Annotated in this window: 13 protein-coding genes; all 13 read left to right on the top strand. The window is 64.3% G+C overall.

The features are described 5' to 3' along the window. Positions 1 to 10: 10 nt before the first annotated feature. The 13 genes from PAN31108_RS12700 (at position 11) to PAN31108_RS12640 (ending at position 15,502) form a co-directional block, all read left to right on the top strand. Positions 11 to 1,522, top strand: coding sequence for an ABC transporter substrate-binding protein (locus PAN31108_RS12700; protein WP_150669193.1), 1,512 nt, complete (start codon positions 11 to 13; stop codon positions 1,520 to 1,522). A gap of 13 nt (positions 1,523 to 1,535) precedes the next feature. Continuing rightward, positions 1,536 to 2,480, top strand: coding sequence for an ABC transporter permease (locus PAN31108_RS12695; protein WP_150669192.1), 945 nt, complete (start codon positions 1,536 to 1,538; stop codon positions 2,478 to 2,480). Between the two features lie 13 nt (positions 2,481 to 2,493). Continuing rightward, complete coding sequence (locus PAN31108_RS12690) at positions 2,494 to 3,477, top strand: ABC transporter permease (protein ID WP_246183924.1); 984 nt, start codon at positions 2,494 to 2,496, stop codon at positions 3,475 to 3,477. A gap of 60 nt (positions 3,478 to 3,537) precedes the next feature. Then, positions 3,538 to 5,175 carry a gamma-glutamyltransferase gene (gene ggt, locus PAN31108_RS12685; protein ID WP_150669191.1) on the top strand — a complete coding sequence of 546 codons (1,638 nt, stop codon included), beginning with the start codon at positions 3,538 to 3,540 and terminating at the stop codon, positions 5,173 to 5,175. Between the two features lie 411 nt (positions 5,176 to 5,586). After that, positions 5,587 to 8,070: an MCP four helix bundle domain-containing protein gene (locus PAN31108_RS12680; RefSeq protein WP_246183923.1), complete on the top strand. Its 2,484-nt coding sequence runs from the start codon at positions 5,587 to 5,589 to the stop codon at positions 8,068 to 8,070. Between the two features lie 186 nt (positions 8,071 to 8,256). Further along, entirely contained in the window at positions 8,257 to 8,985 is a 729-nt protein-coding gene (locus tag PAN31108_RS12675; protein WP_150669190.1) for a methyl-accepting chemotaxis protein, read from the top strand. 55 nt (positions 8,986 to 9,040) lie between these two features. Next, the gene (locus PAN31108_RS12670; RefSeq protein ID WP_150669189.1) at positions 9,041 to 9,619 is read left to right on the top strand and encodes a hypothetical protein; all 579 of its coding nucleotides are present in this window, start codon (positions 9,041 to 9,043) and stop codon (positions 9,617 to 9,619) included. 106 nt (positions 9,620 to 9,725) lie between these two features. Then, positions 9,726 to 10,367, top strand: a complete 642-nt coding sequence (locus PAN31108_RS12665) for a chemotaxis protein CheX (protein ID WP_246183922.1) — start codon at positions 9,726 to 9,728, stop codon at positions 10,365 to 10,367. A 56-nt stretch (positions 10,368 to 10,423) separates the two neighbouring features. After that, positions 10,424 to 10,789 (top strand): response regulator, encoded by a 366-nt coding sequence (locus tag PAN31108_RS12660; RefSeq protein WP_046290992.1) that lies wholly within the window; start codon positions 10,424 to 10,426, stop codon positions 10,787 to 10,789. 218 nt (positions 10,790 to 11,007) lie between these two features. After that, positions 11,008 to 11,583, top strand: coding sequence for a MarR family winged helix-turn-helix transcriptional regulator (locus tag PAN31108_RS12655; RefSeq protein WP_246183921.1), 576 nt, complete (start codon positions 11,008 to 11,010; stop codon positions 11,581 to 11,583). Positions 11,584 to 11,937: 354 nt separating this feature from the next. Continuing rightward, a complete protein-coding gene (gene mhpT / locus PAN31108_RS12650) occupies positions 11,938 to 13,203 on the top strand; it encodes a 3-(3-hydroxy-phenyl)propionate transporter MhpT (RefSeq protein WP_246183920.1) in 1,266 nt (421 codons plus the stop codon). A gap of 123 nt (positions 13,204 to 13,326) precedes the next feature. Beyond that, positions 13,327 to 14,478, top strand: coding sequence for a porin (locus PAN31108_RS12645; protein WP_150669187.1), 1,152 nt, complete (start codon positions 13,327 to 13,329; stop codon positions 14,476 to 14,478). A 193-nt stretch (positions 14,479 to 14,671) separates the two neighbouring features. Next, positions 14,672 to 15,502 carry a p-hydroxycinnamoyl CoA hydratase/lyase gene (locus tag PAN31108_RS12640; RefSeq protein ID WP_150669186.1) on the top strand — a complete coding sequence of 277 codons (831 nt, stop codon included), beginning with the start codon at positions 14,672 to 14,674 and terminating at the stop codon, positions 15,500 to 15,502. Positions 15,503 to 15,517 lie beyond the last annotated feature (15 nt).

The following is a 15,517-nucleotide window of genomic DNA, read 5'->3' as shown; positions in this document are numbered from 1 at the left end:
GATCACACGCATGCGCAACGTTCTGCTCGATCTTGTATTGGCGGCGGCTCTGACGACCGGTGCAGCTTCGGCCATGGCGCAATCGACCGCGTCCACCCTGCGTATCGGCTTGCAGGAAGACATCGGCTCGCTCGACCCGGCGCGCAGCTCGCAGGTCGTCGACCGCATGGTGTTGCGCTCGCTGTGCAGTTCGCTCGTCGATATCGGCACGGACCTGAAGTTTGTGCCGATGCTCGCGACCGCCTGGAATGTGAGTGCCGACGGCAAGACATGGACGTTCAAGCTGCGCAAAGGCGTGAAATTCCACGACGACGAGCCGTTCAACGCGGCGGCCGTGAAAGCCAACCTGGACCGTGCGCGCAGCATGCCGGCGAGCAACCGCAAGAGCGAGTTGTCGTCGATCGATCACGTCGACGTGGTGGACGACTCGACCGTCAACATCGTGCTCAAGACGCCCGACTCGGCACTGCTCGCCACACTGTCCGACCGTGCCGGCATGATGCTCGCGCCCAAGACGCTGTCCGACGATGCCGCCGTGCAGTCGCGTCCGGTGTGCTCGGGACCTTACAAGTTCGTGCAGCGCGTGCAGAACGACCGCGTGGTGCTGGAAAAATTCGCGGGATTCTGGGAGGCCGACAAATATCCCGTCCAGAAGGTGATTTACTTGCCGATTCCGGACACGACGGTGCGCCTGGCGAATGTGCGCTCAGGCTCGCTCGACATGCTTGAGCGTCTCTCGCCGTCCGACGTGAAATCGGTCAAGCGCGATGTCAACCTCACGTTCATCTCGATGGACGGACTGGGTTACTACGGCCTGACGTTCAACGTCGCAGCCAATGCGAACAAGGCGCTGCGCGACAAGCGCGTGCGTCAGGCTTTCGATCTGTCGATCGATCGCGACGCGATCAATCAGGTCATCGGCGGTGGCATCTTCACGCCGGCGAATCAGGCGTTGCCGCACTCGGGCCAGTATTACGACACGTCGATCAAGACGACCAAGCGCGACGTTGCCAAGGCCAAGGCGCTGCTGAAGTCCGCCGGCTTCGAGAAGGTCGAGGTCACACTGAGCTTCGGCAACAGCACCGTCTCCAATCAGATGGCGCAGATGTTGCAGGCGATGCTGGCCGAGTCGGGCATTACCGTGAAACTGCGCCCGATGGACTACGCGGCGGCGCTCGACGCCGCGCATCGCGGCGACTTCGACGTGCTCTACAACGGCTGGTCGGGGCGTGTGGATCCGGACGGCAACCTGCACCAGTTCGTGTCGTGCAAGGGGAATCTGAACTACGGGCAGTATTGCAACGCCGAAGTCGACAAGCTGCTGGGCGAGGCGCGTGTGAAATCCACCTTGGCCGAGCGCAAGCCGCTGTACGACGCCGCGAACAAGATCCTGTCCGACGAAGATCCGATCCTCTATCTGTACGTGCAACCGTGGCCGTACGTGCTCACGAAGAAGGTGCAGGGTTTCGTCGCGTATCCGGACGGACTGATCCGTCTGCGCGGCGTGAGCCTCAAGGGTTAAGGGGACTGCCGCCATGCTGCGCCTCGTCGTTCATCGTGCGCTGGTTGCGATTCCCACGCTTATCATCGTGTCGATGATGATCTTCGGGCTGCAGAAGATGCTGCCCGGCGATCCCGTGCTCGCGATGGCCGGCGAAGACCAGAACCCGCAGGTCATCGCCGCGCTGCGCGAAAAGTACCACCTCGACAAGCCGTTGCCCACGCAGTACGCACTGTGGATGGGCAGCGTGCTGCGCGGCGATCTCGGCAACTCCCTGCGCACCGGCGAACCGGTCACGTCGCTCATCGCCCAGAAGCTGCCCGTCACGCTGCAACTGGCGATGTTCGGGCTGATCATCGCGATCGGCATCGGCATTCCGCTGGGCATTCTGTCGGCGGCCAATCGCGGCAAGGCGATCGATTACGGCGCCAATGTGCTCGCGCTCTCGGGCATGTCCATCCCGAACTTCTGGCTCGGCATTCTGCTGATCTTTCTCATCTCGGTGCGGTGGCAGTTGCTGCCGTCGTCCGGCTACGTGCCGCCGGGCGAGGACCTGTGGATGAGCGTCAAGACGATGGTGATGCCCGCGTTCGTGCTGGGGGCGGCGCTCGGCGCGCAACTGATGCGTCATACGCGCAGCGCCATGCTGGGCGTGCTGCGCACCGACTACATTCGCACCGCGCGTGCCAAGGGGTTGCTGCGCGGCACCGTGGTGCTCAAGCACGCGTTTCGCAACGCGCTGATTCCCATCGTGACGGTGCTGGCGCTGCTCTTCGGCGAACTGCTTGCGGGCGCCGTGCTCACGGAACAGGTCTTCACGATTCCGGGCTTCGGCAAACTCGTCGTCGACGCCGTGTTCAACCGCGACTACGCAGTGGTGCAGGGCGTGGTGCTGGTGACAGCCGTCAGTTTCATCGTGCTCAATCTTCTGGCCGACGTGCTCTACGTCCTGCTTAACCCGCGCCTGCGTCGCGCCTGAGACTCCTTCGAACATGGTTGCTATTCAGACGTCATCCACCACCGCGCCATCGGATCCGGCCGGCCAATCGCTGGAGTCGCTGGAATCGCGGGAATCGCCGGCGTGCGACGCGAACCGTCCCGCCGTGCCGGCAGCGTCCCTGGCGGGCGCGGAGCGCCTGCCGCGTCGGCGCTATCGCGGCCTGCGCAAATTCATGCGCAACAAGGCGGCGGTCGCGGGGGCGATCATCGTGGCGTTCGCGGTGTTCGTGGCGCTTCTCGCGCCGTGGATCTCGCCGTACGATCCGATCGCCACGAGCTTCCTTACGGTGCGTCAGGCGCCGAGCGCGCTGCACTGGTTCGGTACCGACGAGTTGGGACGCGACATTCTCGCGCGCATGATCTTCGGCGCGCGGGCGTCGCTCGCGGCGGGCGTGGTATCGGTGGGCATCGCGGTGATCGTCGGCGTGCCGCTCGGCTTGCTCGCGGGCTACTTCGGCCGCTGGGTCGACGCTATCGTCTCGCGGCTGGCCGACGCGTTGCTCTCCATTCCGTTCCTGATCCTCGCGATTGCGATGGCGGCGTTTCTCGGCGCGAGCCTCACGAACGCGATGATCGCTATTGGCGTGTCGGCCATGCCGCGCTTCGTGCGGCTCGCGCGGGCGCAGGCGCTCAGCGTGAAGGCCGAGGAGTATGTCGAGGGCGCACGCGCCATCGGTCTGACGGATGCGCGCATCGTCGTGCGCTACATCCTGCCCAATGTGCTGCCGCCGATCATCGTGCAGGCGAGCCTGACGGTCGCGACCGCCATCATCGCGGAGGCGAGCCTGTCGTTTCTCGGGCTGGGGCAACTGCCGCCGTTGCCGTCCTGGGGCTCGATGCTCAACACGGCCAAGGACTTCGTCGAGCAGGCGCCCTGGATGTCTATTTTCCCCGGCATCGCCATCTTCCTGACGGTGCTCGGTTTCAACCTGCTGGGCGACGGGCTGCGCGATGCGCTGGATCCTCGAGAGCAATAGCCGCAAGATGCCTGCATCATGATTTCAACCAACATAAACCCAAGGACAACAGCGACTCCCATGACGCAATTCAATTGGCAAAACCCTTATCCGACGCCGCGCCTGCCGGTGTTCGCCCGTAATATCGTGTCGACGTCGCACCCGCTTGCCGCGCAGGCCGGTCTGCGCATGCTGTGGCAGGGCGGCAACGCCGTTGACGCCGCGATTGCCGCCGCCGCCTGCATGACCGTCGTCGAGCCGGTCTCCAACGGTCTGGGTGGGGATTGCTTCGCGCTGGTTTGGGACGGCAAGCAAGTGCACGGCCTGAACGCCTCGGGCACCGCGCCTGCCGCATGGAACGTCGATTACTTCCGCAAGAAGTACGGCGAAGCGAATGGCATCGCCAGGCAGCCGATCCGCGGCCTCGATACGGTGACCGTTCCCGGCGTGATCGCCGGTTGGGAGGCGTTGCATGCGAAGTTCGGCAAGCTTCCGTTTGCGGATCTGATGGCGCCGGCCATCGACATCGCCGAACGCGGTCACGCCGTGGCGCATATCGTCGCACGCAAGTGGGCCGCCGCCGTGCCGGAACTCAAGGACCAGCCGGGCTACGCGCAGACGTTCATGCCGAACGGTCGCGCACCGACCACCAGCGAGATGATGCGTATGCCGGGGCATGCGCGCACGCTGCGCCTGCTCGCCAAGGAAGGGCCGCGTGCCTACTACGAGGGCGAGATCGCGGAGCGTATCGCAGCGTGGAACGCCGAGCATGGCGGGGCGATGACGACCGACGATCTGCGCAACTATCGCGCGGACTGGGTCAAGCCCATCGAGAAGGACTACCGCGGTTATACCGTGCATGAGATTCCGCCGAACGGACAGGGGATCGCTGCTCTGATCGCGCTGGGCATTCTGGAGAAGTTCGACGTTTCCAGCCACGCCGTGGACCGCGTGCATTCGCAGCACTTGCAGATCGAGGCGATGAAGCTCGCCTTCGCCGATCTGTACAAGTACGTGGCCGACCCGCGTTCGATGGAAGTGACGCCGGCGCAAATGCTCGATGACGGCTATCTCACCGAGCGCGCGAAGCTGATCGACCCGAACAAGGCGACGCACTTCGACTTCGGCATGCCGAGATCCGGCGGCACGATCTATCTGACGGCCGCCGACGAGCAAGGCATGATGGTCAGTTTCATCCAGTCGAACTACATGGGCTTCGGGTCGGGAGTGGTGGTGCCGGACTACGGTATCGCGCTGCAAAACCGTGGCTGCGGCTTTTCGATGGATCCGAAGTCGGCCAATGTGGTCGAGGGCGGCAAGCGTCCGTTCCACACGATTATTCCGGCGTTCCTCACGCAGAAGGTGAACGGCAAGCACGAAGCCGTGATGAGCTTCGGCGTGATGGGCGGCGACATGCAGCCGCAGGGGCACCTGCAATCCGTCGTGCGTATGCTCGACTACGGTCAGCAGCCGCAGGCTGCTTGCGACGCGCCACGCTGGAAAGTGAATCGCGACTTCACCGTCGACATCGAATCGACGATGCATCGGGAGACGGTGCAGGGGCTGGTGGCGCTCGGCCACAAGCTGAAGTCCATCGACGATCCGTACATGGACTTCGGCTCCGGGCAGTACATCTGGCGTCTGGATCGCAACGATCCGGCGCGCGGCTACGTGGCCGCGAGCGACAGCCGACGCGACGGTCTGGCGGCCGGCTACTGATCGGACCGCCGTGAGGCTGCGGCGCCGCATCGTGACGGCGCTCGCAGATAGCTCGCTTGCGCAGGCGCGCTGCTACCGCGAAGTCAGATCGCAGACGGATCGCATCCGGATCGCAGACCGCCTGCGCCTCACCGCACGCGCATCAGGTCGCAAAGTGCAGGGGGCGGTGTGAGGAGCGAAACCTCAAGCGTTCGCCTTACATAAAATTGTCAGTGCGCACTCACTCATCTCGGATTCCTACGCGATGGGGCGTCATCAGAGTGACGTAAAGCTTCTCGATTCATCGAATCGTCACAGTTCACCCGCAATAATCACGGCGCACGAGGAATCTACACACTAATTCGGCGGCCGATCTACTGCGTCAAATCACGCGTGGCACCGGGCGCCGGTGCGACCCGGGGAAATGACGCAATGACCATCCGTCATCGAATTACGCTATTGGTGATCCTGACGTTTGTCGCGCTCTCGATCATCGGTGGCTATGCGGTGTATCAGACACGCGCCAGCGCTCAGAAAGTTCGGCAAGTGACGGCGGGCGTGGTGCCGAGCGCATTGGCTTCCGCCGATCTCGTCTCGCAAGTCAAGGCGGTGCAGATCGCCACGATGACCCTGGTCTATGCGCCGGACGACACCGTCGTCGAGCAGGCGCTCGACAATCTCAAGACGCTGCGCAGTGACATCGACCAGTCGCTCGCGCGTCAGGCCGAAGGCGCCGCCAGCGACGCTCAGAAGGGGCTCGTGGCGCAGGCGCGCGAGAGCGTCGAGAATTATTTCAAGGCCATCAACGACACGGCCAAGCTCAAGCAGGCCGGCAAAACCGAGATGGCGCAGGCGTTCCTTTTCGCCATGGTCGCGCAGTACCGCGACGAACTCGAAGGCGTGGTCAACACGTTGCGCGTCGAGAAGAACCGTCAGAAAGACTCGGCCATCACCACACTCAACGACACGCTCTCCACCACCACGACCGCCATCGGCATCGTGACCGCGCTGGCGATCGTGCTGCTCACGGCCATCGGCGCGCTACTGTACCGTCAGATCACGCGTCCGCTCTCGCGTATGCAGGCCATGATGAGCGAGATCGCCAACAGCCAGGACTTCACCCGTCGCGTGCCGGTGGGCCGCATGGACGAAATCGGCCATTCGATCGTGGCGTTCAACGGCATGATCGAGAAAATCCAGGAGCGCTCCGCGCAACTCAAGCAGAAGACGGCCGATATTCAGGCGATGTTGCAGAACATGCAGCAGGGCATTCTGACCGTGGTCGACGGCTCGAAGGTGCACGGTGAATATTCCGCGTATCTCGAAGCGATCTTCGAGACACAGGACATCGCCGGTCGCGGTGTGATGGCGCTGGTCTTCGGCGACAGCGATCTTGGCTCGGACGCGCTCTCGCAGGTCGAGGCCGCCATCGACGCCTGTATCGGGCAGGACGCCATCAACTTCGCGTTCAACGAACATCTGCTGGTCGGAGAGATCGGCAAGCGCATGCCGGACGGCCGCGTCAAGCAACTCGACCTGACCTGGTCGGCGATCACGGACGAGAGCGAAACGATTCTGCGTCTGATGCTGTGCGTGCGCGATGTGACCGAACTGCGCGAACTCGCCGCCGAAGCGAACGAGCAGAAGCAGCGTCTGGAGATGATCGGCGAGATTCTGGCGGTAAGCCAGGAGAAATTCCATCACTTCATCGAAAGCTCGTCGGACTTCATCCGCGAGAACGAGCGCATCATCCGCAAGCACTCGCAGGCCGACAGTGCCGCCATCGCCGAGCTGTTCCGCAACATGCACACGATCAAGGGCAACGCCCGCACGTACAACCTGCAATACCTGACGAACGTCGTGCACGAGACCGAGCAGCGCTATCACGAGTTGCGTCAGCCGGACGTCGGCCGCCTGTGGGATCAGGACGGCATGATGCGCGAACTCGAACGCGTGCGGGAAGCCGTGGACGCCTACGCGCACATCAACGAAATCAGCCTGGGTCGCAAGGGGCCGGGCCGCGCCACGGACGATCAGTCGATGGTGGTCGATCGCGCCCACATCCGCGCCAGCCTGCGCATGCTCGAAGCGGCCGATCCGAACGATTTGCATCAACTGGTCGCCATGCGCGACGCCGTGCACCAGACGCTGCGCCTGCTGGGCACCGAAGGCGTTGGCGAGGCGCTCGGCGGCGTGCTGGACTCGCTGCCGTCGCTCGCGAGCGAACTCGGCAAACCGGCGCCGGCCGTGCGTATCGACGACAACGGCTATCGCCTGCGTGCGCCGGCCGTCCGAATTCTGCGCGATGTGTTCATGCACCTGATGCGCAACTCGATGGACCACGGCCTGGAAGGCGCGCACGAGCGTCTTGCCAAGGGCAAGCCGGCGGCGGGCACCATCGACATCGAGGTCGGTCTCGATCACAACATGTTGCAAGTCACGCTCACCGATGACGGCCGTGGACTTGCGCTGCACCGCATTCGCGGCATCGCTGTGCAGCGTGGCTGGATTACGGCGGAGACGTACGTCACCGACGAGCAGATTGCGCAGTTCATCTTCCGTCCGGGCTTCTCGACGGCGACGGAAATCACCGAAGTCTCCGGGCGCGGCGTCGGCATGGACGCCGTGCAGGACTTCGTGCGTCGCGAGCATGGCCGCATCGAACTGCGGTTCACGGACGACCGCAAGGGCGCGGAGTTCCGTCAGTTCCAGACGGTGGTGTGTCTGCCCGACAACCTCGTCGTCGACGGGTTCGATCTGAACAGCGTCGCGGCCGACGCCGTCGACCTGCCGGCACTGGATGCCGTCGTACCCCGTATCGGACCGGATGCGCAGACGGTCGCGAGCACGGTCGCCGTGCGGGATGCGGCGCAGCACACGTCGCGTGACGACCTGTCGCAAACCGGCAAGGTCTGACGCCTGAGCGCTCGGCGAGCACGATGGGCGAGGCGGCGCAGACCTGAAGGGTTTGCCGCCGCCTCGCCGTTCGGAGCGCAATATCCGGTCGGAGCGGCCTGGCGTGGCCCGGCTGGCCTGTGGGGTATCGGCGTTTCGGACGCCAGGGGAACGATGAACGCTCGAAGCGTTCTGGGAGAGGCAGGGATGGAAGCAGTGCAATGGTTGTTGGCCGGTGCGCTCGCCGGCATTGTCGGCGCGGGGGTGGCGGGATTCGTGGTGCATCGCTGGCGCATGGCGCAGGCCACGGCGCACTGGCGTGCGCTGACGAAGACGCACGACGAGGCGCTCGAACAAGCGCTAGAGCGCGAGCGTGTCGCGCTCGCGGGCAAGGACGAATTCGCCCGAACCCACGACACCGCCATCGCCGCGTTGCAGGCGCGCCTGACGCAAGCCGAACAGGACTTGCAGGTCGCGCTCAAGTCGGAAGCCGCCGTGCTCGAAGCGAAAGCGATGTGGCAGAGCGAAGCGCAGCGCATCGCCGGTGAAGCCGCGCGCCTGCGTGGCCTCGCGGCGACCTTCGAGCGCTGGCACGAACAGATGATTTCGTTGATGACGCAGAATCAGGACATGCACGCGAAGAACCACGAACTGGCGTCGATCGTGCGCCATGTGCTGATCGTGTCGCTCAACGCGTCCATCGAAGCGGCGCGCGCCGGCACCGCGGGGCGCGGCTTCGGCATCGTCGCAAGCGAAGTGCGCGCCCTCGCCACGCGTTCGGAGGAACTGTCGAAAAGCTATCGCGACAGTCTGCATCGCAACGACGTCACGACCACCGCGACATTCCAGGACATTCAGGCGGGCGGCAAGATGATCGCCGCGTCGCTCTCCAGCGTCGAGGCGCTGGCGCAGCAACTGCATTCGCGACTTCATTGAGTCGTCGTCTTCGCTTTATCCGCCATCCAGCATCCGTCAGCCAACAGGTTTCGTTGTGATCAGCGCTCACGCACGCGACAGTTTCGAACGCATTTTTCACAAGGCGGCACGCACGCGTCTGGCCCGTTCGGTCGACACCCCGTGCGACATCGCGCCGCTCGCACAGCGCCAGAGCGCGCTGGGCGACACGTCGCCGCAGGAAAGCGGCGCCGCACTGACCGCTCGCCACGCACATGTGGTGGTGCTCACCATTTCAGGTATCGACTTCCGCATGCTGCTCGTGCTGCATTTCGACGAAGACGACGCCACGAAGGCCTACTTCCTGGGCGACGATCAGGACAAGTCCTTTCGCGAGACCTTCCTCGAAATCAGCAACCTGTGCTGCGGCGCGATCAATCAGGCGTTGCTCGGGTATTTCCCCGATCTGGGCATGTCGACGCCTTATGTGCTGAGCGCGCGCTGCGTGCCTCATCTCATGCAACTCAAGCCGAACCATCTGGCGTCGTGGGACATCACGCTCGACAACTCGGTGAGTCTTGCCGCCACGCTGTGTGTCTGTGCGCATGCACCGCTGGACTTCAACGCCGATATCAGCGAAGCGCAGGACAGCGGCGGCGAACTCGAGTTGTTTTGAGGTGGCATCGACGGGGTGTCCCCGGCTGCCTGTTGCCGACCTTTGCGCGTTGCTTTTCTCATCGCGCTCAAGCGCTTTACACACCACGCCCCAGGAAATTAAGACAATGAACCGAAGCAACCCCCGCGAGTCGGTCGGCCCGTTTCTGATTCTTGAAGACAGCGTCGAGCACGAGTATCCCGACGCCCTCGTGCGCGGCATGATCGACATCACCGACGGCGTGTTTCGCGGCCTGTTCGGCGATATCGACATCCATTGCGATTCGCCCAGCGTGGTGCGCGATCGCATCATTTTCGGCGAAGTGTTCAGCCTGATTCCGCTCGAGAGCGCCTGGTGCCGTGGCTACATGATGATGCAGGCCGAGCAGGTGCCGTTCATGCAGTTGCTCGAACACACCGGCCGTTGCGAAGGGCCGGCCGGCTTTCGTGAACTGAACGGCATGCTGGGCGAGCTCACGAACCTCGTCTGGGGGGCATTCAAGCATCGTTACATGGGCGATCCGCTCGCCGTGGACCGCACACAGGTGCAAGTGCCGCTGCTTATCAATCACAAGCAGAAGTACATCACGTTCGGCACCGACAACCCGCAGTTGTGTTTCGTCTACCGCCTGACCGATCCGGTGAGCGCACAGATCGTCACGCTGCACCAACATTTCGTTTTCAGTCTGAACTGGTCGCCCGAGGCGTTTCGCGAGGCGGCACAGGGCGCGGCCGGGCCTGTCGAGACCGGGGCGCTGGAACTGTTCTGAGATTCCCGCTCGACAACCGCCATTGCACATTCACTTTCATACACAAGGACAACACCATGTCGAAGATTCTCGTGGTCGACGATTCGAGCACCGTACGCGACGAAGTTGCGGGTTTTCTGCGTAAAAACGGCCTGGACGTGGACACGGCCGTCGACGGTCGCGACGGCCTGGCCAAAATCAAGGCCAGCCCCGGTGTGCGTCTCGTCATCAGCGACGTGAACATGCCGAATATGGACGGCCTGACGATGGTCGAGAAGATTCGCGGCGAACTCGCGAATGCGTCCGTCAATGTGGTGATGCTCACCACGGAGAGCAGCCCCGCAATGAAGGAGCGCGGCAAGGCCGCCGGCGTGAAGGGCTGGATCGTCAAGCCGTTCAAGGGCGACGCCGTGCTGGAGACGTTCCGCAAGCTCGCCAGCTAAAACGGGCGACGGCGCGTAGCGGCGTCCAAAAGGGGCCGGGGAGCAAGGGGGGCGCAGGCGCCTTGACGATCGTGCCGCACCTCATGCCCCCTGATGCCCCGCATACCGCTCATCGATGGGATGAATCGCAGGCAGACCGTCGCCACCGCACGGCGGCGGCGTTACACTGCTGACTTTCCCGCATTCCGCGAAAATCTGCGCATTCTCGCTTTCTCATCATGAGCGTCGTCCCCCAGAAAAAGAAGGCTGCCGCCACGACTGTCGCTTCGGCCGCATCCACTGCCTCCGCCGCCGCGCTCGATCACGTCGCGGCGGTGTCCGGCGCCGAAGCTGCTCAGGGAACGACCGATACCGCGTCGGAGGCACGCCCGCGTCGTTCCAAGCTGCGCCTGACTTACGTCATCGCCAGTCTCGACCGGCTGCTGCGACGCCACATGTCGGAGGCGCTCGCCCCGCTGGGCCTCACGCTTGCGCAATTCACCGCACTTTCCGTACTCGACGCACGCGGCAAGCTCTCCAACGCCCAACTCGCGCAACGCTCGTTCATCACGCCGCAGTCGGCCAACGAAGTGGTCGGTATCATGGCCTCGCACCAGTGGATCACGCGTGAGCCCGATCCCAATCACGGTCGTATCGTGCTGCTGCAGCTGACCGACGAAGGCCGCCGCGTGCTCGCGCAATGTGAAGCCGTGGCCAAGGAAATCGACACGCGCATGCGTGCCGGTGTACCGCGCGAAGACGCCGCCGCCGTTCAGCGTCATCTCGAAATGTTCGTGCGCAATCTGCGCGACTGACTCCGGGTTTGTCCCGACCTGCCGGTTGCTTGTATTGTCAGGTTGCTTGATATTAAATGGAGTCCGTCGCCCTGGCGGGCTTCGCACGATGCCTGCCGGCAACTAACCGGATTGCGCCCCGTCGCTTGCCGCGCGCGAGCGAACGAGAATCGCGCGACCGAATCCCAGTGACCCCGTAAACCGAAAGCAATGCACCGCTGTCGTGGTGTCGCCGCGCCCGTCATATGCTCGTCCTTAATATCAGGTTTCCTGATTAAGTGCTGGGCGTCGAGTGCAAATGGGGAGGCGGTGCGGGTGTCGACTGCGCATGCGGGGTGACGACCGACGTTCATAAAGAAGATCACAGGAGACACCATGGAATCGAATCGGGAGGGCGGCGTTCGGGCGCTGCCATTGGGGGCGGATGGTGCGGGGAGTGCGGTGAGTGCGGTCGGTCCGGTCGCCCTTACGCTGGCGTTGTGTTTCGCCGTCGCGTTGCTCGAAGGCCTCGATCTGCAATCGGTCGGCGTGGCGGCGCGCGGCATGGCGCGCGAGTTCGGGCTGAGCGTCGCGCAGATGGGAATCGCGTTCTCGGCCGGCACCTTCGGGCTGCTGCCCGGCGCGATGGTCGGCGGACGCCTCGCCGACAGCATCGGCCGCAAGCGCGTGCTCATGCTCTCGGCGGCGATGTTCGGCGTGCTGTCCATCGCCACGGCGTTCGTATCGGACTTCTGGATGCTGGTGATCGTGCGCGTGCTCACGGGCATCGGGTTGGGCGGGGCGATGCCCAACCTGATCGCGTTGTCGTCGGAGGCGGTCGCGCCGCGATTGCGCGGTACGGCGGTGAGCATCATGTATTGCGGCATTCCGCTGGGCGGCGGCATTGCGGCGGCCATCGGCATGCTGGCGGTGAGCGAAGCCGACTGGCGTCACATCTTCTATGTCGGCGGCGTCGGCCCGCTGTTGCTGCTGCCGTTGCTCGCATGGTTGCTGCCGGAGTCGCGTGCATTCGCCGCCACCGCATTGCAGGGCCGGCGCGCCACGCCTGCGCCGATGACGACGGTGCTGTTCTCGCAGGGGCGCGGCGTCTCCACGGTGCAGCTCTGGCTGTCCTACTTCTGCACGCTCATCGTGCTGTATTTCCTGCTTAACTGGCTGCCGTCGCTGATGGGCTCGCGCGGTCTGGCGCGCGGCGAAATCGGCTGGGTACAGATTCTCTTCAACGTCGGCAGTGCGGTGGGGGTGCTGGGGCTCGGCTATCTGATGGACCGCGCGCGTATGTCGTTCGTGATCGGCGGCATGTATCTCGGCATGATCGCGTCGCTCGTCGGACTGGCCGCAGCGCAAGGGTTCAGCGTGCTTGCCGCGGCGGCATGCTTCGCGGGCATGTTCATCATCGGCGGTCAGTCGGTGCTCTATGCGCTGGCCGCCGCCTACTACCCGACGGCGATGCGCGGCACGGGCGTCGGCGCGGCCGTGGCTGTCGGACGAATCGGCTCGGTGGTCGGTCCGCTCGCCGCCGGCATGCTGCTCGCCGTCGGCAGCAGTGCGGCCGTGGTGATCGGCGCGAGCATTCCCGTCACCGTCGTCGCTGCACTGGCAGCGCTCATGCTGATCCGTCGTCCCCGCGCGGCTGACTGAACCGGTGGTTTCACCGGTGGCATTGCGGTCGGCCCGCTTGCACGCGACGGATGGCAGACAACTGCCACCGTCGCGTTCTTCTTGCAGTACACCCATAACGATATCGATAACCTGGAGACACGCATGGCATTCCCGCACTCTCGTCGCACCTTCCCATCGCTTTGCCCGCTCGCTGCGTTGGCCATCATGACGGCGCCCGGCCTCGCCGCTGCGCAATCGAGCGTCACGCTGTACGGCATCGTCGACACGGGCATCGAGTACGTCTCGCATGCGAGTGCGAAAGGCGCGGTCGTGCGCATGCCGGGCGTGACCGGCGAGCTGCCGTCTCGCTGGGGGCTGCGCGGCGTCGAAGATCTCGGCGGCGGCCTCGCCGCCATCTTCCAACTGGAGAGCGGCTTCAACATTCGTGGCGGCGACCTCGGACAAGGCGGACGCCTGTTCGGCCGCCAAGCGTTCGTCGGCCTCAAGGGCCCCTACGGCACGCTGTCGTTCGGCCGTCAGTACACCATGACGTACTACGCGTTGCTCGGTTCCGACGTTCTCGGTCCTGACATCTACGGCATGGGCTCGTTCGATGCCTACATTCCCAACGCGCGCACCGACAACTCGGTGACGTATCAGATCGGCTGGCAAGGCCTGACGTTCGGCGTGGGCTATTCCTTCGGACGCGACGCCGCCGGCACTGGCAATTCACCGGGACAGGGCACGTGCGCGGGACAGGTGCCGGGGCAGTCGGTGCAGTGCCGCGACTGGTCGGTCATGCTCAAGTACGACGCCAGCAACTTCGGCGTCGCGGCCTCGTATGAAGCGCAGCGCGGCGGCGCTAATGCGGCGGCGAACTTCTTCGACGGGCAGGCGACGACCGCCCTCGCCAGCAGCAACGACAAGGACACACGCACGACCCTCGGGGCGTACTACAAGTACGGCGCGTTCAAGGTCGGCGGTGGATGGCTGGGGCGTCGTGTCTCGACGTCCGCCACGAACACGCACTCGAACCTGTTCTATCTCGGCGCGGCATACAACGTCACGCCGGCGTGGCTGATCGACGGACAGGTCTATCGCATCATCAATAGCGACCACGACACGCGCGGCACCATGACGACGCTGCGCGCCACTTACTCGCTCTCCGTGCGCACGGCAGTCTATGCCCAGGCGGCTTACCTGTTCAACAGCGCGCGTGCGGCTTACTCGGTCAGCGGCGGTGGCGGCGGCACCACGCCGCCCGCAGGCGAAGGCCAGACCGGCGTGATGCTCGGCATGCGCCACACGTTCTGATCGCAGGCATCGGTCGCGTTCAGGGTTTCCCCTGAAAACGTCGCGCTTGCAATGTAAGGTTGCCTGATATTAAATGGTGTCTGACGGCGACACGTCGAGATTGGCGGATGTCGACTTGAGATCACTTCGGGCACACCGCGCGCCATGACCGGCGCGCGGCCCTGCTGCCCCGGACACTTGGGAATTACGCAAAATGAATGCATACGAAGGACGCTGGAAAACGATCGACGTGAAGGTGGCGGGCGGCATCGGCTGGATCACCTTCAATCGTCCCGAGAAGCGCAATGCGATGAGCCCGACGCTGAACACGGAAATGAATCAGGTGCTCGACGCGCTAGAACTCGATGCTGACGCACGCGTCGTCGTGCTCACTGGCGCCGGCGCGGCATGGACGGCGGGCATGGATCTGAAGGAGTACTTCCGCGAGATCGACGGGGGGCCGGAAATCGTGCAGGAGCGCATTCGCCGTGACGCGTCGGACTGGCAATGGCGTCGTTTGCGCATGTACGGCAAGCCGACCATCGCGATGGTCAACGGCTGGTGCTTCGGCGGCGGCTTCTCGCCGCTCGTGGCCTGCGATCTGGCGATTGCCGCCGACGACGCGGTCTTCGGCCTGTCGGAAATCAATTGGGGCATTCCGCCGGGCAATCTGGTGAGCAAGGCGATGGCGGACACCGTGGGTCATCGTCGCGCGCTGCACTACATCATGACCGGCGACACCTTCACCGGCCGCGAAGCCGCCGACATGGGCCTCGTGAACCAGAGTGTGCCGCTGGCGCAACTGCGTGACGCCACGCTGGCGCTCGCCGCCAAGCTGCTGGAAAAGAACCCTGTGGTGCTGCGTGCGGCGAAGCACGGCTTCAAGCGTTCGCGCGAACTCACGTGGGAGCAGTGCGAAGACTATCTGTACGCCAAGCTCGATCAGGCGCAACTGCGCGATCCGGAGCACGGTCGCGAACAGGGCCTGAAGCAGTTCCTCGACGAGAAGTCGATCAAGCCGGGCCTGCAAGCCTACAAGCGTTGATGCGCGGCATCGTTC

Origin of the sequence: Pandoraea anhela (assembly GCF_902459655.1) — a bacterium.
In the GTDB taxonomy this organism is placed as follows: domain Bacteria; phylum Pseudomonadota; class Gammaproteobacteria; order Burkholderiales; family Burkholderiaceae; genus Pandoraea; species Pandoraea anhela.
The sequence above is the reverse complement of the archived record's forward strand: the minus strand, read 5'-3'. Positions and strand labels throughout refer to the sequence as shown.